Genomic DNA, 21282 nt, shown 5'->3' with positions numbered 1-21282 from the left:
CGCAACCAGGGCTACACCGATATGAAGCACGCTGCGAGCATCCCATGCCTGTACCACTTCCTGCTCCTCGCGACCTGCATGCTGCTGGTTCTTCGCACCACGCCGCTCTCGGGTCAGAGCGCCGCAGGGGAGGGTCTGCCGCTCACCAGCCTCCGTTTTATGGGCAACCAGCATTTTTCGGAGGGTGAGCTGCGCGAACAGCTCTTCCTCAACGCGCGCACCGGGCTGTCACGGCTATCCTTTTGGCGCAAGCTCCCGATGTATCATGAATCGATGATGCAGCGCGACCTGCGCGGCCTGCTGCGTTTCTATCAGCGGGAAGGTTTCATCCAGGTGCGTATCCTGCCCGAGGTGGAGTTGATCGACGAAAAAGGGGTACGGCTCACCTACCGCATCGAGGAGGGAACGCGGGTAGCCGTCACCGAGGTGCAAGTACAGCTGAGTGATTCCAGCACAGCCATCCTTGAGATCTGGAAAAAAGCCAAAATCCGGCTGATCCCGCGCAGCAAATCGGGATACCGCGATGAGGCAGTGCAGGCGGATCTCCAGAGCCTCACCGCCCTCTACGCCAACCAGGGATACGCCTACGCCGAAACGCGGGTGTTGCCCCGGCTCGAGGATCAGGAGCGCGCGGTGCGGCTATTCTATACCCTCGATCCCGGCCCGCCCTGTCGTTTCGGACCGGTCGTGATTCAGGGCGATACCATCGTCTCACCGCGCACCATCACGCGCCAGCTTGCCCTCCGCCCCGGTAAGGCCTACAGTCAGAAAAATCTGGAAAAAAGCCAGCGGCAAATCTACCAACTCGGCATCTTTCAATATGTGACCGTCAAGGCGGCGCTTGATTCCCAGCAAAATCCGATCCTGCCCGTCACCATCCAGGTCAAGGCCGCCAAACCCTGGACGATCAAGACCGGCATCGGTTATGGATTTGAGGACCAGGTGCGCGTGGTGCTGGACATCCGCAAGCTCAATTTCCTCCATGGCGCCCGGCGGCTCAACCTGAATCTCAAACACAGCCACCTCGAGCCCTATGCCTTCGATCTCATCCTCACCCAAACGGGATTTCCGGCGCCCCAGACCAGCCTGGTGCTCAATCCCTTCTTACTGCGCCAGGCTGAACCTGGCTTTACAGTCGACCGCGCCGGCGTAAATGTCGCCCACCAGCAGCGTTTTGCAACCTATACCGACGGTTCGCTGCGCTACACGCTGGAGCAGGATTACCTTAAGGTGAGCGGTCTAACCCGCGACCAGGCCCTGGACAGCAGCCGGATCGCGCTATATCACAAATCGTATATCACCCTTTCGATGGCCCGGGACAACTCCCTCCCGCTCTTTTATCCGCAGCGGGGGCTTTACACGGCCGCGACCGTCACTTGGGCAGGGGTCGGTTTTCGCAGCGATCTCCATTTCCTCAAGATTCTCGGCGAGGTACGTCATTATACGCGGGTCGGGCGGACGGCCGTCCTGGCCACGCGGCTTAAGGCCGGTTCGTTGCGTGCTCTCGGTGCGGACCGTTTCACGCCCATTGAGGAACGCTTTTATGCCGGCGGCTCCAATTCGGTGCGCGGCTGGGGCTACAGCCAACTCGGCCCCAAGAACAGCGCGGGGCATCCCATTGGCGGCAACAGCCTGCTCGAACTCGGAGCGGAGCTTCGCCGCGACCTCAGCAGCCTCTTTTCGAGCGTCCTCTTTGTCGACAGCGGCAATGTCTGGTCGCGGTTGCACGGCCACCGGTTCGATCAGCTCCGCACCGCTGCCGGCTTTGGCTTGCGCTATCGCACACCCATCGGACCCATCCGCCTTGATTTCGGCTGGCCCGTCGGCCTTGGCCGGAATCGGGTCCAGATGCATCTGAGCGTCGGACAGGCCTTTTAGGAGGATCGCGTGCGCCTTTTCCTTAAAATCCTTGCCGTTCTCCTCCTTCTGCTCCTCCTGGTTGCCATCGTCACCCTGACGACGCTCTACCTGCGCGGTGACCTCCACCGCCAAGTACAGACGGTGCTGACGCGGCTTCTGGCCGATAATCTCGATGCCCGGATCGAGATCGGCCGCTGCAACGGCTCCCTCCTGCATACCCTGGAGATCGAATCGATCCGTCTTTTCCAGCAAGCCGACACCCTGGCGCAAATCGATACCCTGCGCTGTCACTGGCAGCCCCTCAGCTTGCTCTGGGGTCAAATCACCTTCGACCGGATTGAGGCGAGCGGTCTGCGCCTCTCGTTGCGCCAACTCGCCGACCGGAGTTGGAACTTGGAACACTATTTTAAATCGGCGTCGGACAGCAGCCGCTCACCTTGGACCTTGCGGTTCAGGGCGCTCCACCTGCAGGATGCCGCCGTTTCTTTGCGCTCCGCCAACGATGCTTTCGCTCCGCAGCAGATCGTCATTCCCCTCCTTGCCGCCAGGGGCCACATAAGCAGCCGGAGTTGGCAGTTCGAGCTGGCCGAAGCCCGTCTCAATCTCGCTCCCCTCGGACTCGCGATTCCCGCCTTGCAGGCCAGGCTGCAGGGCAGCGAGCGCCTCTTCGAACTCGAGAGTCTCCGCCTGGCCACACCGGATTCACGGCTGCACGGCAGGCTCAAGGCGCGCCTGGGACATTCTCCGATTTTTACTGCGGATTTGAGTCTTGATTCCCTTGCTGCAGCCGATCTCACCCGCCTCTCCGGCTGGACTCCTCCCTTTTCCAGAGCCCGGATCGCGCTCGCCGCTGCCGGGCGGCCCGATTCGATCACCATCGATCTGCGCGTTGGCGCGCCGCAAGGCCGCCTCCGCCTGCAGGGCTGGATCAAGCCCACCGGAGCAGCAGCCGGCCGTCTCGAGGTCGCCGGCCTGGAGACCAGTGCGCTCCTCAATCTGCCGGGCGCCCTTGATGCCGATCTCTCCTTTTCAGGCGCCGGCTTTTCAATCGCCCGCGGCCTCTGGCAAACCAGCGGCACCTTGTCTCATACCCTGCTCAGCCGAAACGGCCTCAGCGCCGTGCCCTTGACCGCAACACTGGCGGAGAGCCTGGTGACTGTCCGCCTGGAGACCGCAGGCGCCATCGGCAGCTTGAAGGCTGCCGGTACGATCGATCTGGGCGCCCGGCCCCTCTACGATCTCGCCCTCGCAGCTGAGGGGCTGGACTTGGCTCCCCTCACCGGCGTTCCCGCCCTGGCCAGCCGTCTCCATCTCAACCTCCACCTTGCCGGTCAAGGCTTCGATCCCGCCGCCTCACAGGCGCGACTGTGGTTCGCTGTCCGGCCCTCCACCCTGGCCGGCTTCGCACTGGATACCCTCTACGCGGTGGGTGAAGCCCGGCTCAGCGATGCGAGGTTCGATACCCTTATGCTCGGTGCCCCCGGATTGCAGGGTAGAGGAAATAGCCGATGGAGCCGGAACGGTCCCTTCGATCTTGCGTGGGTGTTCCAGCTTAAAAACCATCATGCCCTGGCCCCACTGGTGGGCGCTGACTCCCTCTGTCTCAATGGCCTCCTGCAGGGCCGGCTTTCGGGGTCGCCCGATTCCCTCACCCTCGAGGCCACCACCCGGCTACGGAACAGCAGCTATAATACGCTTCATTTCAAGGAGGTCCGTGCCGCTCTTACAGCAGAACAAGGTGCCCGCTTCAAGGCTTCGATCGGGCTGAATTCCGGGGTCATCGCTGCAGGCGCCTCGCTACACGCGGATTCGCTCGAACTCCACGCTGCTATTGACGGGCGGCAGTTTACCGCACAAAATCGCGTGATCTTTAACGACAGTCTGCGCGCCGAGCTGGCGTTTCGAGCCGAAGATCAGGATTCGCTCTGGCAGATCGACGTCACACAGCTGGATGTGCAGCATCGCCATCAGCTCTGGCATCTAGAGAAACCGCTTCCCCACATCGCGCTTAGGACATCCGGATTCAAGCTCGCCGACCTGGCTCTGGTGGAGGGGCGCCAACGGCTTGAAATGAGCGGCACCCTGGAGATGGCCGACAGTCTCGCCTTTCGTTTGGACCTGGAGAATCTCGATCTCGCGGCCCTGGCTCCCTATTTCCCGCACATCCCCGGCATGAACGGCGCCTTGACCTGGCGCGCCTATCTGACCGGCGTTGCCACCAGTCCCCGCATTATTACCTCGCTCGGAGTGGAGGAGATCAAGCTAGCCGGTCTGCCCGCGACCAGCTTGCAGATCAGTGGCCGCCTGGAGGAGGCGCAACTGGCCTGGGATGGAACCCTGAACCAGGGTCCGGAGAATAGCGCGCACTTTAGCGGCAAGCTGCCGCTGCGCCTCCACTGGCCTCTACCCCTGCGTCTGATCGAGGACGATGATCCGGTGGAGCTTTCAGTGCGCACTCGTGATCTCCAGGCCGGCATTCTTGCCGCTTTTATCCCCGGCCTCGATATCAAGGGCACCCTCAGCGGCGATCTGGCCATCGGCAAGAGCTGGGGTGATCCCCAACCCGGCGGCTATCTCGAGTTGCGCAACGGCGCTTTCGTCGCCCCCTTCCTCGGCCGACCTTACAAACCTGTCACCGCTCGTCTCGAACTGGCACCGCCCTTGTTGCTGCTCCAGAGCCTGCGAGCCGCCGGCGGTGAAGGCCATCTCAACGGCGACGGGTCCTGGCGCTTCACTCTGGACCACGGCCACCTTTCTTTTCAGGAGATGCAGCTGCGCCTCAAGGCGGATCATTTCACCGCGGCGGAGAGCCCCGAACTCACCCTCGTTCTCGACGGCACGCTGACTTTGGCCGACCAGCTGACCCGCCCCAGGCTCAACGGCACTCTGCGCGTTGAACGCGCCCGCATCGATCTCGCTGCCTTCACGGAGACCCCCTCCACCCTATTCCAGGCCGATCTCCCGCTGCTATTGGTGGCGCGCGGCGACACCAGCCGCCAGAGCTATGACCGCAAGGCCCTCCTGCCCGCCTGGCTGCCGGTGGTCGAGCGCAGCCGCGGATCGATCAAGCTCGAGATCCCCCGCAACACCTGGCTGCGCACCCCCGAGATGAATATAGAGATCTCGGGCGACCTCGACCTCGCCAAGGAGGGAGAGAATTTTGGCCTCTTCGGCGCCATCCAGATTATCCGCGGCAACTATGACCTTTTCAGCCGCCGTTTTGACATCGAGGAGGGCACACTCACCTTCACGGGCGGCGACAACCTGCCGGAGATGTCGTTGAAGGCAGCCCATGTTTTCCGCAGCCAGGACAAGCTCAAACATACCCTCGGCTTCACCGCGACCGGTGAGTTGCGCAAGCCGGTCTTCACCTTCACCCTGGACGAGGCCACCATAACCGAGTCCGATGCCGTCTCTTACCTGGCCTTCGGCCGCAGTTTTGGCGATCTGACCCACGGCGAAAAAAATGATCTGGTACAGAGTCAGCTGCAGATGAGCGGTGACGCCTTCAAACAGCTGCTGGCCGGGCAGATTGCAGGGGAGGTGACCCGCTCGCTGCAGCAAAAGCTGGATCTCGATGTGATCGAGTTTCGGGGTGACCAGAACTGGCGGCAATCGACGGTGGTGGTGGGGAAATATCTCACCAATGACCTCTATCTGAGCTATGAGCGCCAGATCAATCTGGGCCGGACCAACGAAGTGGCGCCGGAGCAGGTGACACTGGAATACGAGATCATGCGCTCGCTCTTTCTCCAGGCCACCCGCGGCGATGAAAAGAATACCGGATTTGATCTGATCTATAAGTGGGAAAAATAGCGGTCCGCACCGCGGGTGCAAGGCCAGCGGCGGCGGGTCAAAAGGGACCGGCAAGAGTTACCGGGCATGGGGAAGGAACAGGGCCATCTGCAGTTTGACCGGGATGGCGCGATAGATCGCCTTGGCGTCCTCGCGGGAGACCGACAGTTCAATCCACAGTTTGTGTTCGGGTATTTTTTTGGCCCTGAGGTTTTTCAGGGTCGCCCGCGCCTCCGCAAAAATCCGTTCCATATCGAAGGCAAATTTTTTCTTGAACTCCCCGGTGTTGCTGGGAGGCTGCTCCTGTTCGATGCGTACCGTCAGGTTGCGGTTGAATTGCAGCGTGAAATGGACGTCATTGTTTTCGATCGGGATCTCCTGGCCCGCCATCGCCTCAGCTTCCACGGTGTCCTTGGGGGCATCCATGATGCGGATGGGCGATTTGGGGATGGTGGCCGTCTGACTCAACAGCTGGAACGGCGGGAACAGCCAGGTATACAGCGAATCCCGGCGGGCGATGTGGGGAATGGCCTGGCTCATTGCATACGAGCCGATCCGGCAGCGCCGCACCGGCACTCCTTTGATCAGCAGATCGACCAGGCTGTCGCGCAGGTTGATGGCGAGCATGATCGAATCCTTCTTGGATAGTTCCAGGAGCAGATTGGCATAGGTATCCTCCAGGCGCAAGGAATCCATGGCTTCAGCCATGGCGCGCGTGGGGGCGGCGCCGCCGGCAAAACCTGCACCGGCCGTTCGGCTGCCGCCGCGGAACGAGGTGGCATCGGTCACCTTGATCACCGGCAGAATCACCAGCGGCACGGCGACCATGAACACCGGTACCAGTAAAAAGAAGAGAAAGACCAGCTGGGCCGGCAGACGGTTTTTAAAAAAAGGCAGCAGATTCAAGTGAGCACTCTCGAAATAGTAGATTAATAAGCGGATCAGCAAGCCGGCTCTAGTAAATAAAGACCTTGGAGCCGGTATCCATATTTTTTGCAACGACCTCCAGATCCTCATCCCCCAGCCGCACACAGCCATGGGTGACCGGCATGCCCAGGAAGCGCTTGTAGAGCGTTCCGTGGATCAGATATCCCTGGCCCAGCGCGAGCCCATATTCGCCGAGAACCCCCGACTCGTAGCGCAAAGGAGAATCGCGTGGCGGAATCGGCCGCCCCTCTTCGACAAAAGCCCAATCGGGCATATACCATACCGGCCGTCTCATCTTGTTGAGCACCCGGAACTGCCCACGCGGGGTGCGGAAGATCCACTGTTTGTTCCGGCCGGCGCGCAAAAGGACATAACTTCCCGTCGAGCATACCCCTTTATGCAGCAACGTCTTGTCTTGCATCAGAAAGATCTGGTTGCCCGAGGTATCGATGATCAGCCAGGGCTCTTTGGGGATGAGGGCATCGATCCTCTTCTGTTTGGCCTGAACCGACTTGGCCAATGCCAGGAGCTCTCTCTCATAGAGCTTGGGGTCGGCGCTGCTGTCAACGCGCACCGAATTCTCCCTGGGGGCCAGGCGAAAGAGGAGATCGCGGAGATTCGGGGCGTAGAGAAAGACGAAAAAGGCGGCGAGCAGTCCGAAAAAGAGTCCGAAAAAGAGGGCGAGGCCGAGCTTTTTTTCGGTCTTTTCGGGATCGAAGTCGTCAAATTCAATCCGCGGTTGGGTTTTATCCTCTGTTTTGGGTTGGGGACGAAAGTCCCGACGAACGGAGCGTTTCATGGGATCCTGAATTACGTGAACGAATTCGGCAGCATGGGCTGCAAGGGCCGGGGGAGCCGGCTCCGGAATTACTTGGCGGTGCTTTGCCCTTTGCCTTCGGCGGCCTGGGCCGTATCCAGAGCGGAGGTGCTGATGCTGCGCAGGGAACCGACGATGGTGATCGGCGTGCCCTCCTCCACCATATTGTACAGGGTGTCCATATCACGGTTACGCAAGGCCACGCATCCGGCGGTCCAGTTGGCCCCCTTGCCGCCGTCGCCGTGGACCTCGATCAGACCGCCGATCCCGGCGCTGCGGGCGATCTCGCCACGCGCCTTGGCGGCGTTGAATTGGGCAATATCCTCGGCGTTGGGATAATCGATTTCCAGCGCCTTGTAATAAGCGGTGCGATGTCCCGACTTTTTGCGCTTGATCCGGTAGAGTCCCTCCGGCGTTGCACCGTCGCCGCGCTGGCGCTTGTGGCCCAGCCAGTTGGGGCCGAGTTCGACGGGAAATTCTGCGGTCTTGGTCCCTTTTCGGTAAACCTGGCAGCGATGGGCGAGCTTGTCGACCAGGATGACCACGCTGTTGTTATCGACCGACCAGCGCAAGGTCTGCTGCACCCATTTGCGCCATTTGGGGACATTGACGAAATAGCCATTGAGTATTTGGGTGACCTCATCCCCGGCGCTGCCGATATTTTTAGCGGCCACCTGATACCGCACGACGGCGCGGCGGAAATCCCCCCGCTTGAAGGCCGCCTCGCTCTCCATGATCGCCAATTCGCTGAAGGTGATGGTTTGGCGCACATGGGAGTCCATCGGCATATTGAGAAACTGGGCGCGAATGTCGGCGATCCGCTTGCGGGTCAGATTGATGCCGGTCGCCGCCACCCACCGCAGCGAGTCCCGCAGGGTCGTTGCACGCATCGTCGCGTATTCAGCCATATCGTTGGCCTTTTGGGTCATGGCCGTGGCACGACTGAAATCGCGACGAAACATCCAGCGCTGGTTCTCCGCCGCCCAGAGAAGACGGGCTTGTTCAAGATAGCTCTCGGCCATGCGCAGCTGGTCCGGAGCATAGACGGCGGCCTGCAATTGGCGGGCCTGGCTGACCGCCCGACTGGCATCGTCGAAACAGGCCACCGGCGGTTTGTTCGAAACTTCGATGATCAAGCTGACGGCGCCCAGGAAGAGCGCCAGAACGAGATTGACGATCAGGAACCAGTTTCTTGCGGCGGGAACGGACTCGGCTGGTCTGGCGTATCGGCTGTAATCAAACGGCATGCTTCACTCAATTCAAAACCAACGGATTACTTCTGCTTGGCGAAATCGGCGGCGGCACCCGGCGAGCAGCAACCGCTGCTAAAAAGAAAACCTCAGCCCGCGAAGCGCTGCTTGCACGGACTGAGGTTTGAAACCAACACTCAGTGAAGAGTGAAGAATTACTTGCCGAGCTTCTTGTTGATGGCGGCTTGCAGCTCTTCGGCCAGGCTGTTCAGTTTCTGCAGATTGGCCTGGGCTTTGTCGCGCGCAGTCAGGAAATCGCCGTTGGTCATGGCGGTGTTGACTTCGGCAACGGAGGCTTCGACAGCAGCCAGATCGCTGTTGATGGCTTCGAGGGCAGCACGGCCTTCTTTACCGCGCGGGGCCTTCTTCATCAGCTTCTTGACATTCTCGATGGCCGGGGTGATCTGGGCCAGAATGCCTTCGGCTTCCTTCTTCACTTCTTCCTTCTTCACGGCGGCCTGAGCCACAGCGTCGTTGGCGCCGGTGGTCACTTTGGCAATGAGATCCTTGGCGCGCTTGAACGAGCGGAAGAGCGCGAACTTGGAGTTCTGCTTCTCGATCTCAGCCGTGGCAGCGGTCAGGGAGTCCTTGGCCGCATTGAAAAGCTCGGGGACGTAGCGATCGGCTTCGGCAGCCTTGGCAGCATCCAGAGCGGCTTTGGCAGCATCGAGTTCCTGCTGCGGAACCTTGGCGCAACCCAGCATCAGGGCCATCGCGAACACGACGACGAGCACAGTTACTAACGCTTTCACCTTCATTCTAACAACCTCCTTAAATGGGTGTGTAAAATGGTGCACAGAAACCTTCCCTCTTCTGAACTTCTTACAATTTATGATATAATTTGCAAAAAAACAAGAGAAAATATCTTGCAGATGCTTTTTCTTGCCCGCCTGATCCCTCTCTCGCTGGAGATCAGGCCAGGCGCTTTGCAAACACCCAGGAAAGGTATGCACGCGTCACGCCATGCCTATACAAATCTGATGCCAAACTTTTTTGTCCGTTCGTATTATTGTTTTTAATAGAGTTGAATAGATACAGTTGCCAGCCATACTGCCGCGCTTTTTCAGAATGAAAAAAAACCAAAATTAGAGGGAATTTTTTTTCTCAATTTGATAATTGGAGAAAAATGTCGTAAATTTTATCTCTTAAAATGATAAACCCCGAGGAGATCCTATCCATGAACCAATTTGCCGCCCTGATCCGCAAACACCAGCCGGAACTGGTCGAGCGCGCCATGGAAGCCCTGCTGATCTCCCCCTGGAGCAGCAGCCATACCCTCGAAATTGAAGCCACCCGCCAGCTCTTCTCCAGCCTCCTCAACCACCTCATCCTCGACATTCGCCAGAGCAAAGCCCGGCAGCCCGGACTTCATCTCACCGATTATGCCCTACAACTCTATCAAAAGAACCCCCACCTCCGTCAGGATCTCCACAGCCAGCTGCTCATCCTGGGGATCACGCGACTGGTCGTCAACCACTTTCTCATCCTCAACGACGAGGCGCAGCAGGACCCGCATTTTCCCGCGCGCTTCGAGAGCCTGCAACGCCTCTATGATCACACCCTGATCAACCTCAGCCATTTCTGGGGCGAGGAGTATCAGCAGCTGCACCAACGCGACCAGACTCTGATCCGGGAACTCAAGATCGTCAAGGATGGATTGCAGCGCCAGCTCAACCTGACCTACCAACTGCTGCAGCAATCCCCGCTCGGGGTTATCGCCATCAACAGCGATCTGTTGGTCCAGCATTGGAATCCCATGGCCGCCAAACTCACCGGCTACGAACCGCCGGACATTCTCGATCGCAACGTGATGACGCTATTCACCACCACCAGCCGGCAGATGCTCGCTAAAAAGTTCGCCTCCCCCCGCGGCTACCACGCCAATCTCGAGGTTTACATCCAGCGCAAGCAGGGCTCGATCTTTCCCGCCTTGCTCTCGCTCGGCCGGATCGCCGAAGGGCAGCAGCCGCGGTTCCGCTATGTCATCAACTTTCAGGACATCAGCGAACGGGCGGCCTTTCAATCGAGCGTGCAGCGGCTCAACCAGCTGAGCGCCCTTTCGCGCCTCAGCAGTGCCATCATGCACGACATCCGCAATCCTCTCAATTCTATCGGCCTCAATACCGAACTCATTGAACAAGTCCTCGAATCCCGGCGCGAGGGATACGAGGCGCGCATTGCCGACCTGGTCCAGGCGACCAAGCGGCAATTGCTCCAGCTGCGTAGCAATCTCGATCATTATCTGACCTACACCCATCTCTCCCACCTCAAGGTGGAGCCCTTCGATCTCGGCCAGGAGCTGGCGCTCCTGGTTCAGGAGACCCGACTGGAGGCCGCTTTCCAGTCAGTGGCGTTGCACTACCGCTGCACGGAGGCAGCCTGTCCGGTTATGGGGGACTGGATTCAGCTACGGAGGGTCTTCGTCAATCTGATCACCAACGCGATGGAGGCGACGGGAGCCGGGGGGAAAATCCGGGTGCGGCTGATCCGCCGCGGCCGGCGCCTCTCGATCAGCATCGCGGACAACGGTCCGGGTATCGAACCCGAGATCGAGCGCAGCCTCTTCACCCCTTTCTTCACGACCAAGAAGAGCGGCGCCGGGTTGGGCTTGTTCATCTGCCGTGAAATCGTTTTGGCCCATCATGGGCGCATCAGCGTCACCACGCAGGGCGGCAAGGGGACCCGCTTTACGGTCAGCCTGCCGCTCCACATCCATACGGAGAAGGAGCCCGCATGATCCCTGTTAAAATCCTGCTCGTCGATGACGAAACCGATACGCTGCAGGCGCTCCAGCTGGGGCTGGAGGATGAAGCCTATTCCATCCTCACCGCCTCCTCCCGCAATGAAGGTTTGCAGCGCATCAAGTCGGAGGAATTCGACATCGTCATCACCGACCTCAAGCTGAAGGATGGCTCGGGGCTGGATCTGCTGGAGTATCTCCAGGAGCAGCAGCCGCAGGTTCCGGTCATCATCATGACCGCCTACGGGTCGATCGAATCGACCAAAGTTGCCTTGCGCAGCGGCGCCTATGATTATCTGGCCAAGCCCTTCAGCCTGGCCGATCTCAAGCGGATCCTGGCCAAGCTGGTGGAGGTCATCACCCTGCGTAAGGAGAATGAACGACTGAAGCTGCTGCTCGGCCGCAGCAGTGATGCGCCGGTTATCATCGGCAACAGCCCAGCCCTGAAAGCGGTCCTCGAAGTGGTCAGCCAGGTGGCGCCCTCGCGCAGCACGGTTTTGCTGACTGGAGAAACCGGCACAGGCAAGGAGGTGATCGCCACAGCGATCCATCGTCAGAGCCCGCGCGCCGATAAACCGCTGGTCAAAATCAACTGCGGCGCTATCCCTGAAAATCTGCTGGAAGCCGAACTCTTTGGCTATGAGCGCGGAGCCTTTACGGGCGCGATGAAACAGAAACCCGGCAAGGTGGAGCTGGCCAACCAGGGATCGCTTTTTCTCGATGAAATCGGCGATCTGGCCCCGGCTATGCAGGTCAAGCTGCTGCGTTTCCTACAAAGCGGCGAATACGAACGGCTCGGCGGCACCGCGGCCCTCAAGGCGGATGTCCGGATCATCGCCGCCACCAACCGCAACCTCGAGGAGCAGGTCGCCAAGGCGCTCTTCCGCGAGGATCTCTATTACCGCCTCAATGTCATCACCATCACGCTGCCACCGCTGCGGGACCGGGCCTCGGATATCAAACCCCTGGCCTATTATTTTATGCAGAAATACAACGAGATCAACAGCAAAACGATCGAAAAGATCGATGAGCAGGTTCTGGCGCAGATGATGACCTATCCATGGCGCGGCAACGTACGCGAGTTGGAGAACATGATGGAACGGGCGGTGGTCCTCGCCAAGGGCAACGAACTCAAGATGAGCCATTTCCCCTCCCTGATCGCCGGCATGGAGGGCTTGGAGGTCTCACTGGGACCGCTGGCGGGCAGTTCGCTGGCGGAGATTGAAAAACGGGCCATCGAGCAGACCCTGCGATACTGTAACTACGACAAGCAGAAAAGCGCCATGCTCCTGCAGATCGGTCTGGCCACGCTCTACCGCAAGATCAAGGAGTACCAGATCGAAGAGGGCTAGGAGATTATCATTTTAAGAAGAGCCCCAGCCGCGCCCCGGCACAGATTCTCATAATGAGAATCTTTTACCATAAAAGGGCGCAGCTTTTTTCATTCCGGTAAAAAGTGGGGCGAATGAAGGCCACTACAGCCGATTTATTATTTTAACTTCCATATTATCAATGTTATTTTTCGGCCATTTTTCTGGCATTGTTCTTGTTTAGTGCTTTTCTGCCAGATAGACTCTGGTGAAGGCCTCACAGTGAGGGCTCCTAACCCTTGATCTCTAGTTCAAGAGCCGAAACTATGATCACCGTCCGCCCCATGGTGTCTCAAGATCGCGAAGTGCTGTACGAGGTACTGCAGAAGACCGGTGTCTTCAGCGTGCAGGCGATCAATCTCGCCATGGAACTCGTCGATGCCTACCTCTTCAATGCCGGCCAGGAGGAGTACCGGGTTGTCGTCGGAGAGGCGGAGCAGGGCGAAGCGGTGGTTTTTGCTTGCTACGGGCCGGTAGCCGGCACCGAAGGGACCTGGCGGCTCCATTTTCTGGTCGTCACCCCGGCGCATCAGCACCATGGGACCGGCACCGAGATGCTGACCTGGCTCGAAGCCCGGATGCGGGGAGAGGGGGCGCGGCTTGTAATCATCGAGATCACTTCAGAGGCCAAATACGCGGCGTTCACCCGTTTTTTCACCGAACGGGCGTACAAGCAAGCCGGCCGCATCCGTAACTATTTCTGCAGCGGCGAAGATATGCTCTTTTATATCAAGCATTTCAATCCCCCCGTTGACTGACTGCAGCGTCCCCTCCGGTTCATCCACGCCGGCACCCTGGCCTAACAAATCCCGCTTTTTTGCTGCTTGACTTTTGCCTGCATTTTAGTTAAGTTAATTCATTGTTTTAAAAGCATCGGCGTCTTCCCGCCGGGGCGTTCCGCAGGGTCTCATCCCCTTCAAGCGAGGAACCAGTGGCAACTTTATTCGGTCGTACTTATTCGCGCCAGGAACTGCTGCGTCATGTCGGCGATATCGCCCAGATCGCCTCGGTTCGTCCCGTAGAGCTGGTCAATGGTGCCGAGCGCGGTATCCGCGCCCTGGAATTCAGGACCGGTTCCGGGCTTTGTTTCACGCTGCTTCAGGACCGCGCCATGGACATCTATGACGCCGCTTTCAATGGTATCCCTTTGTACTGGCAAGCCCCCGCTGGCCCGGTCGCTCCCGCCTTTTTCGACCCCCACGACATCGGCTGGCTCTATTCCATGGGCGGCGGCCTGCTCACCACCTGCGGCCTCACCCATGTCGGTCCCGCGGAAGTCGACGAGGAAATCGAGGAGGAACTCGGTATGCATGGCCGCATCGGCAACCTGCCGGCGAGGAATGTCGGCTTTGGCGCGGAATGGGACGGCGATGAATATCTGCTTTGGGCTACCGGCGAGGTCCGCGAATCCAGCCTCTATGGCCCTAATTTGCTTCTCCGCCGCAGCATTCACACCCGTATCGGCCAATCCCGGATCTGGATCAAGGATGTGGTGGTTAACGAAGGCTTTGCGCCCGCGCCGCTGATGTTCCTCTACCAATGCAACGCTGGTTTCCCGGTGGTGGCCCCGGGTAGCGAGCTGCGCGCGGTCATCGATAACATCGAACCCCGCGACGAACTCTCCGCAGCGGGTGTGGAGGGGTTTGACCAGTGCGAAGCACCCACCGCCCAGACGGAAGAACAGTATTTTTACATCGACCATGATGCGGACGCCCGAGGAGCGGTTAATGTCGCCCTGATCAATCCGAAATTCAACGAAGGTCAGGGGATCGGGCTCTATTTAAATTATCCCAAGGCTGAACTTCCCCATTATACCCACTGGAAAATGACCGGCGAAGGCACCTATGTCATCGGCTTACACCCTGGCAACTGTCTGCCGGAGGGACGCAGCAGTGCCCGGCAAAATGGCCGACTCCAGCTGCTCGATCCAGGTAAAAGTGCTGCCTTCCATCTCGAAATCGGTGTGCTCGCTACACCGCAGGATCGTGCCGAGTTCGAAGCGCGGCTTCAGGCTGCAGAATAGGCCCGGCAGCCCTCCTTTTCTCCGTATCTTGCCGAAAAATGCAGCGGAAAGGGGAGATTAGCCTTACGGCCGTGCGAATTATGCAACATTTCCGGATTTTTGGTGTTAAATCTTGAGAAGCATCGTGTCCAGCCGCTTCGTTGTTTCAACTTTGATCCAGGAGTCCTTATGAAACGTATCCTCCTTGCTCTCTGCCTGGGGCTGACCGTCCTGAGCAGCGTCGCCAGCGCACAATATTTCGGCAAAAACAAGGTGCAGTACACCAACTTCAAGTGGCAGTACGTACAATCCGAGCATTTTAATGTGTATTTCACTGAAGGGGGCGACAAGATCGCCACCTTCGTCCTGGAGACCGCCGAGGACAGCTACCGCCATCTCCAGCACTCCTTCCGTTACCAGCTGACGGATCGCATCAAAATCATCCTCCACAACAGCCACAACGATTTTGAACAAACCAATATCGATCTCTCCGAACCCGAAGAATCCGTGGGCGGTTTCACCGAGTTCTTCAAGAACCGGGTGGTCATCCCCTACGACGGCGAATGGGAAGCTTTCCGCCATGTTATCCATCACGAGTTGACGCATGCGGTCATGCTGCAGATGCTCTACGGTTCGGGCGCCCAGTCGATCATCACCGGGATCACCCAGATGCAGGTGCCGCTCTGGTTCATTGAGGGGCTGGCCGAATACGAAAGCCGCGGCTGGGACATCGAGAGCGACATGTTCATGCGTGATGCAACCGTCAACGGCTATGTCCCCGAAATCCCCTATCTCAACGCCTTTCTTGCCTATAAGGGTGGACAGTCGGTTTGGAATTACCTGATCGAACGCTACGGCCAGGAGAAGGTCGGCGAGATCCTCGGCAAAGTTAAGGTGAACAAGAACTTCGAACGTGGCATGCAGCAGGCCATCGGTCTCAAGATGGAAGACCTCACCAAGCGCTGGCATCGCTATCTCAAACGCAAATACTGGCCCGATGTCGAGAACCGCAGCGAACCCGAAGAAATCGCCACCCGCCTCACCGATCACCGTAAGGATGGCAGCTTTGTCAACACCAGCCCAGCCTTGAGCAACCGCGGCGACAAACTCGTCTACAAATCGGATAAGAGCGACTATTTCGATATCTATCTGATGAGCGCCATCGATGGCCGAGTGTTGAAGCGCCTGGTCAAAGGCCAGCGCGCCGGCAACCTCGAAGAGCTGCAGTGGCTCAAGGGTCCCGGCATGAGCTGGAGTCCGGGCGACAAAAAGATCGTCTTCACCGCCAGCGCCGGCGGCCGGGATGCTATCTATATCGTCAATGTCAAAAAAGGCAAGATTGAAAAGAGCATCAAACTCGATCTCGACGGGGTCTTCAACCCCAGTTGGAGTCCAAAGGGCGACGAGATCGCCTTCACCGGCCTGAAGAATGGGCAGAGCGACATCTATCTCTACAACCTCCAAACCCGGGAGTTGCGCAATCTCACCCGGGATATCTTCAGCGATGTCGAACCGAGCTGGGCGCCGGACGGCCGGACGCTGCTCTTCTCCAGTGACCGCGGCGACCGCGCTGCCGCCACCCTGCCGGCGGATTTCAATCCCCGCGATCTCGACATGAAGAACTATGACATCTACGAGATCACCGTCGCGGACGGAGCGGTCCGGCGCGTCGTCGAGAGCCCGTTCAGCGAACGGGTGCCGGTCTTCGCCCCTGACGGCAAGAGTATCGCCTTTTCCAGCGACCGCCAGGGAGTGAACAACATCTGGCTGAAAAATCTTGAGAGCAGCGAAGAGTGGCCGATCACCAATGTCCTCACCGGCGCATTCCAACCCTCCTGGGGCGGCAGCTCCGACCGCCTGGTCTTCACCTCCTTCTACTTTGCCGGCTATGACCTCTACCTGCTCAAGAATCCCCTCGAGATCAAACCCGGCAGCATCGTGGTGCCGGAGACCAAGTTTGTCGAGCAGAAACGCAAGGGCATCCGGGATACCTTCGAGGAGGAGCCCCCGGCCCTGACCCCCGGCCCGGCCCTTGTGCAGACGGAGGAGACCCGGCAATACCGCGACTTTGTCTTTGACAATAAATTCGCCGAGGGTGATCTGGTCTCCCAGGTCAACAAGCGCAAGGTCTTCCTCGATTCAACCGACTACATCATGCCCACCGGCCAGTACAAGGTCAACAAGTACAAGGTGGAACTGACCCCCGACCTCATTTATGGCGGCGTCGGGTACAGCCAGTTCTATGGCACCCAGGGGATGACCACCATCATGCTCTCGGATGTCCTGGGCAACCATCGCCTGGATATCGGCCTCGGCCTCTATGGGGATTTTCGCAATGCCGATTACGCCCTCACCTACTACTACTTGCCGCACAAGCTCGACATCGGCGCCGGTCTCTACCACAACGCCTATTATTACTACTCCGACTATACCGGCTACGTCCGCGACCGCAATTATGGCCTGAGCCTGCTGCTGAGCAACCCCTTTAACCGTTTCGAGCGGCTCAGTTACGGTGTGACCGCCATGGGCATCAACCGGACCTATATGGAAATTCCCGACGATATCACCGACCAGCTGATCAACCTGGGCTACCTCTCGCCGCGCGACCGCTTCTTCCTCATGAATAATCTCACCTATACGCGCGATACCAGCGTCTGGGGCAACACCGGCCCGGTCAACGGCACCGGCATGGCGCTCGGTGTCACCTATAGCCCCGGTCTCGGCAAGAATGGCATCGATTTCGCTACGGTGCGGCTGGACTATCGCCGCTATATGCGCCTGATGCGCAATTACACCTTCGCCACCCGCCTGGCCACCGGCTTCAGTGAAGGACGCAACAAGCAGAAATTCTTCCTCGGCGGCTTGCCTAACTGGCTCAACTATGGATTTTTCAATGGCATCCGCGTCCAGCACATCGAGGATATCTATTTTGCCTCCTTTGAAATGCCCATGCGCGGGGCGGATTATTACACCCTGGAAGGCAACCGTTTCGCCCTGGTTAATTTCGAATTCCGCTTCCCGTTGATCCATCAAGCGATCATCGGCTTCCCCCTGCCCATCGCCCTGGGAAATATTGGCGGTGCCCTCTTCACCGACATGGGGATGGCCTGGGACAAAGGGGAGTCGATCAAGCCACTCGTCAAGGCGCCCAATGGCCTCTTCAAAACCCGGGACATGTTTGCCAGCATCGGATTCGGGGTACGCATGAATATCGGCTTTGCCTTGCTGCGCTACGATCTGGCCTGGCCGACCAATTTCTACAATACCGCGAAATCGCCGCGGGCCCTCTGGTCACTCGGCGCCGACTTTTAGGACGGAGCCGCGTGTGCCACTGGAACCCTTTCGCGACCGGCTCCGCAAGGCCATCCTGGTTTGCGATGGCGCCACGGGGACCATGCTTTACCGGCGGGGCATCTCGATCAACCGCTGTTTCGAGGAGCTAAATCTCTCTGCGCCGGATCTGGTGCTCGATCTCCATCGCACCTATGCAGCAGCGCGGGCGGATCTCCTCGAAACCAACACCTTTGGTGCCAACCGGCTCAAATTGAAGACCTATGGTCTCGAAGAGCAAACCACGGCCATCAACCGCCGCGGTGTCGAGCTGGCGCGCCAGGCCGCGGGTGATGCGCTCTACGTGGCAGGTTCGATCGGGCCAACCGGTGTCAAGGCGGCCCAGCTCGGCACTCGTAGCGAAACGGAACTGATGGCGCTCTTTGGCGAGCAGGCGGATGCCCTGGCCGCAGCCGGCGCCGATCTCTTCATCCTCGAAACCTTTCAGGATCTCGACGAGATCGTTCTCGCAATACGTGCGGTACGCGCGGTCAGTTCGCTTCCGGTCATCGCGCAGATGACCTATGATGAGGAGGGTAAGACCACCCGCGGCGTCGAACCCGAGACCGTGGTGGAGCGGCTGCTTGCCGAGGGCGCTGACGTGATTGGCGCCAACTGCTCCGTAGGGCCGCAAGCCATGCTCGAGGTCATCCAGCGCCTGGCCCGAGCGGGAGCGCCTTTCATCTCCGCGCAGCCCAATGCAGGTCTGCCGCGGCTCGTCGAGGGGCGGCTTCTTTACATGTCCACCCCCGAATATCATGCCGAATTCGCTCGCCGTTTCATTACCGCCGGCGCCAATATCGTCGGCGGCTGTTGCGGCACGACGCCCGAGCATATCCAGGCCATCGCCAGTGCGGTACGCGCACTGCAGCCGCGCCGTGAGGCGGCTGCGGTTGCACTCAAGCCGGGCCGGGAGATCACCATACAGCCGGTTCCGCGCCCCGAGAAATCAGCCCTGGCTGCGCGCCTCGACCATAAATTCGTCGTCTCCGTCGAGGTCCTCAGCCCACGCGGCACCGATGTCAGCACGGTGCTGGCCGGTGTGCGCAAGCTGGCCGGTTTTGGTATCGATGCGGTCAACATCCCGGATGGCCCGCGCGCCTCTTCGCGGATGGCCCCAAGCGCCCTGGCGCAGCTGATCGAGCGCTCGCTCCCCATCGAAACCATCCTGCATTACTGCTGCCGCGACCGTAATCTGCTGGGCATGCAATCCGACCTGCTAGGCCATCATGCCTTGGGACTGCGCAACATTCTCATCATCACCGGGGATCCACCCAAGCTCGGCGATTATCCCAACGCCACAGCAGTTTTTGACGTCGATTCGATCGGACTGACTCGGATGGTTCACGGCCTGAATCAGGGCTTCGATCTTGCCGGCAATCCGATCGGCGCGCCGACCGCATGGCACATCGGCGTGGGAGCCAACCCCGGGGCTCTGGACCTGGATCTGGAACTGGCCCGGCTGGAACAGAAGGCGGCTGCCGGCGCCGAATATATCCTCACCCAGCCGGTCTTCGATCCGCGCCAACTCGAGGCCTTTTTTCGGCGGAGCGAGTCCCTGCAGCTCCCCATCCTGGCCGGGGTCATGCCGCTCATGAGCTACCGCACGGTGGAGTACCTCAACAACGAAGTCCCGGGCGTGGTCGTGCCCGAAGCGATCGCCCGCCGCTTCGCGGCGGCAAGCGACAGCGCTTCGGCCAAAAAGGCCGGCATCGAAATCGCTCAATCCAGCATCCGCGAACTGCACCAGTTCCCCCAGGTGAAGGGGCTCTATCTGATGCCGCCCTTCACCAAAGACAAGTATGATATTGCCATCGAAGTTTTACAGGTCCTTTAACAGGATACGCTTATGAAACGCCAATCCCTCTATCTGCTGGCCCTGCTTCTCGCCGCTTTGACCCCGGTCTTTGCCCAGAACCGGCCGGGGCCGCGCGGCCGGGATGCCCTGGGGCCCGATATTTTCCAGATCCGGTTTTTCTGCTCGACCCGCCCCGAAGAACGCCCGGCCGGTAGCGTCGATGCCTATATCCGCATCGCCAACGACGCCCTCTCTTTTCTCAAACAGGATTCAAGCACCTGGCAAGCCCGCTATGATCTGGAGTTGATGCTCTACAGCGGCAGCCACGATCTGGCCGCCTATAAACTCCTCCGCGATACCGTCACCGTCCACCGTTTTGAGTTCACCAATTTGCGCAGCAATCCTCGCACCCATGCCGCGCATTTCACCCTGAAGCCCGGCGATTACACCTGGCGGCTCAAGCTGCTCAATGCCGAGGGACTGCCGCTGATCGAACGTGAAGACCGGCTGAAAGTCCCCGATTTTAGTCTGGACAAGCTGCAGATCAGTGATGTATTACTGGCCGACAGCCTGGATTGCGATTCGGGGCTCTATGCCCTCAATCTGCGCAGCGCCTTTTACCGGAACAGCGGTGCCATCGGCGTCATCTATGAACTCTATCCCCCGGCTGGCGCCGACTCGGTGCGGACGCAACTTATGCTGAGCGACCTTTCCGGTCGCAAGATCGTGGAACGGCGCGAAAGCCTCAAGGCTGAGCCGGTCCTCCATTGCTGCGTCGACCTGGGCAAGGAGATCACCAAGCCGGGGGAGTATCTCCTGCAACTCCGTGCCACGTCGGGATCGCGCACCCTACAAACCGAACAACGCCTCTTTCTGCTTTATGGCCATGCCAGCGGCCCGAGTGCCAGCAACGATCTGGCCGTCGAACAGCTCGCCCTGGTTGCCAAGGGGAGCACCATCCGGGAGATCATGCGGGCGCAAGGGGAGGAACGCGAACAGCTGATTGATGCCTTCTGGACCAAGCGGGACCCGACGCCGGGTACTCCGGAAAACGAACTGAAGGACGAATTCTACCTCCGCATTGATTTTGCCAATCAGCAATTCGGCGAGCCGGTCAGCGGCCGTCCGGGGTGGCGTACCGACCGGGGCCGTGTTTTCATCCAGAACGGAACCCCAGACCAGATCGAGAAGCAGGGCGGCGAGATGGGCATGGCCGCTGCGGAGATCTGGAGCTACAACCGCCTCAACCGCCGCTATCTCTTTGTGGACCGCTTGAACAACGGCGAATTCCGGCTTTTAAAAATAGAGTGAGCCGCTATAATTTTCTTGATAAATTCGACCGCTTTTTTGTATATTGGGACGTGTCCATTCTGCAACCCTAAAGGAGTCCTGA

General features: G+C 59.3%; 13 protein-coding genes. 9 read left to right on the top strand and 4 right to left on the bottom strand.

Going from position 1 to position 21282, the window contains the following annotated elements; translation table 11 throughout:
* Positions 1–21: 21 nt before the first annotated feature.
* Positions 22–1878 (top strand): BamA/TamA family outer membrane protein, encoded by a 1857-nt coding sequence (locus PLH32_04275; protein HQJ63809.1) that lies wholly within the window; start codon positions 22–24, stop codon positions 1876–1878.
* Between the two features lie 9 nt (positions 1879–1887).
* The gene (locus PLH32_04270) at positions 1888–5676 is read left to right on the top strand and encodes a translocation/assembly module TamB domain-containing protein (GenBank protein HQJ63808.1); all 3789 of its coding nucleotides are present in this window, start codon (positions 1888–1890) and stop codon (positions 5674–5676) included.
* A 57-nt stretch (positions 5677–5733) separates the two neighbouring features.
* Here PLH32_04270 and PLH32_04265 read toward each other — a convergent pair whose 3' ends face one another.
* From PLH32_04265 to PLH32_04250, 4 genes are all read right to left on the bottom strand, one after another.
* Positions 5734–6561: a hypothetical protein gene (locus tag PLH32_04265; GenBank protein HQJ63807.1), complete on the bottom strand. Its 828-nt coding sequence runs from the start codon at positions 6559–6561 to the stop codon at positions 5734–5736.
* A gap of 49 nt (positions 6562–6610) precedes the next feature.
* Complete coding sequence (locus tag PLH32_04260; GenBank protein ID HQJ63806.1) at positions 6611–7381, bottom strand: L,D-transpeptidase; 771 nt, start codon at positions 7379–7381, stop codon at positions 6611–6613.
* 68 nt (positions 7382–7449) lie between these two features.
* Entirely contained in the window at positions 7450–8646 is a 1197-nt protein-coding gene (locus PLH32_04255; protein ID HQJ63805.1) for a L,D-transpeptidase family protein, read from the bottom strand.
* Positions 8647–8804: 158 nt separating this feature from the next.
* Positions 8805–9401, bottom strand: coding sequence for a DUF4398 domain-containing protein (locus PLH32_04250; GenBank protein HQJ63804.1), 597 nt, complete (start codon positions 9399–9401; stop codon positions 8805–8807).
* Between the two features lie 425 nt (positions 9402–9826).
* Here PLH32_04250 and PLH32_04245 point away from each other — a divergent pair, with 425 nt between their 5' ends.
* The 7 genes from PLH32_04245 (at position 9827) to PLH32_04215 (ending at position 21200) form a co-directional block, all read left to right on the top strand.
* Complete coding sequence (locus tag PLH32_04245; protein ID HQJ63803.1) at positions 9827–11386, top strand: ATP-binding protein; 1560 nt, start codon at positions 9827–9829, stop codon at positions 11384–11386.
* Complete coding sequence (locus PLH32_04240; protein ID HQJ63802.1) at positions 11383–12741, top strand: sigma-54 dependent transcriptional regulator; 1359 nt, start codon at positions 11383–11385, stop codon at positions 12739–12741. The genes PLH32_04245 and PLH32_04240 overlap by 4 nt, the downstream gene beginning before the upstream one ends.
* A gap of 284 nt (positions 12742–13025) precedes the next feature.
* The gene (locus tag PLH32_04235; GenBank protein HQJ63801.1) at positions 13026–13517 is read left to right on the top strand and encodes a GNAT family N-acetyltransferase; all 492 of its coding nucleotides are present in this window, start codon (positions 13026–13028) and stop codon (positions 13515–13517) included.
* Between the two features lie 173 nt (positions 13518–13690).
* A complete protein-coding gene (locus PLH32_04230; GenBank protein HQJ63800.1) occupies positions 13691–14782 on the top strand; it encodes an aldose 1-epimerase family protein in 1092 nt (363 codons plus the stop codon).
* 168 nt (positions 14783–14950) lie between these two features.
* Positions 14951–18073 (top strand): BamA/TamA family outer membrane protein, encoded by a 3123-nt coding sequence (locus tag PLH32_04225; GenBank protein ID HQJ63799.1) that lies wholly within the window; start codon positions 14951–14953, stop codon positions 18071–18073.
* Positions 18074–18086: 13 nt separating this feature from the next.
* Positions 18087–19928 (top strand): bifunctional homocysteine S-methyltransferase/methylenetetrahydrofolate reductase, encoded by a 1842-nt coding sequence (locus PLH32_04220; GenBank protein ID HQJ63798.1) that lies wholly within the window; start codon positions 18087–18089, stop codon positions 19926–19928.
* Between the two features lie 12 nt (positions 19929–19940).
* A complete protein-coding gene (locus PLH32_04215; protein HQJ63797.1) occupies positions 19941–21200 on the top strand; it encodes a GWxTD domain-containing protein in 1260 nt (419 codons plus the stop codon).
* Positions 21201–21282: the final 82 nt, after the last annotated feature.

The sequence above is a fragment of the bacterium genome (genome assembly GCA_035419245.1).
Classification (GTDB): domain Bacteria; phylum Zhuqueibacterota; class Zhuqueibacteria; order Residuimicrobiales; family Residuimicrobiaceae; genus JAKPUX01.
This window is presented reverse-complemented; position numbering and strand designations above follow the sequence as displayed.

Bases quoted from the DNA above. Each gene is read 5' to 3' on its own strand.
- PLH32_04245 (HQJ63803.1), top strand. From the start codon at position 9,827: ATGAACCAATTTGCCGCCCTGATCCGCAAACACCAGCCGGAACTGGTC.
- PLH32_04215 (HQJ63797.1), top strand. From the start codon at position 19,941: ATGAAACGCCAATCCCTCTATCTGCTGGCCCTGCTTCTCGCCGCTTTG.
- PLH32_04255 (HQJ63805.1), bottom strand. From the start codon at position 8,646: ATGCCGTTTGATTACAGCCGATACGCCAGACCAGCCGAGTCCGTTCCC.
- PLH32_04235 (HQJ63801.1), top strand. From the start codon at position 13,026: ATGATCACCGTCCGCCCCATGGTGTCTCAAGATCGCGAAGTGCTGTAC.
- PLH32_04225 (HQJ63799.1), top strand. From the start codon at position 14,951: ATGAAACGTATCCTCCTTGCTCTCTGCCTGGGGCTGACCGTCCTGAGC.
- PLH32_04275 (HQJ63809.1), top strand. From the start codon at position 22: ATGAAGCACGCTGCGAGCATCCCATGCCTGTACCACTTCCTGCTCCTC.
- PLH32_04260 (HQJ63806.1), bottom strand. From the start codon at position 7,381: ATGAAACGCTCCGTTCGTCGGGACTTTCGTCCCCAACCCAAAACAGAG.
- PLH32_04240 (HQJ63802.1), top strand. From the start codon at position 11,383: ATGATCCCTGTTAAAATCCTGCTCGTCGATGACGAAACCGATACGCTG.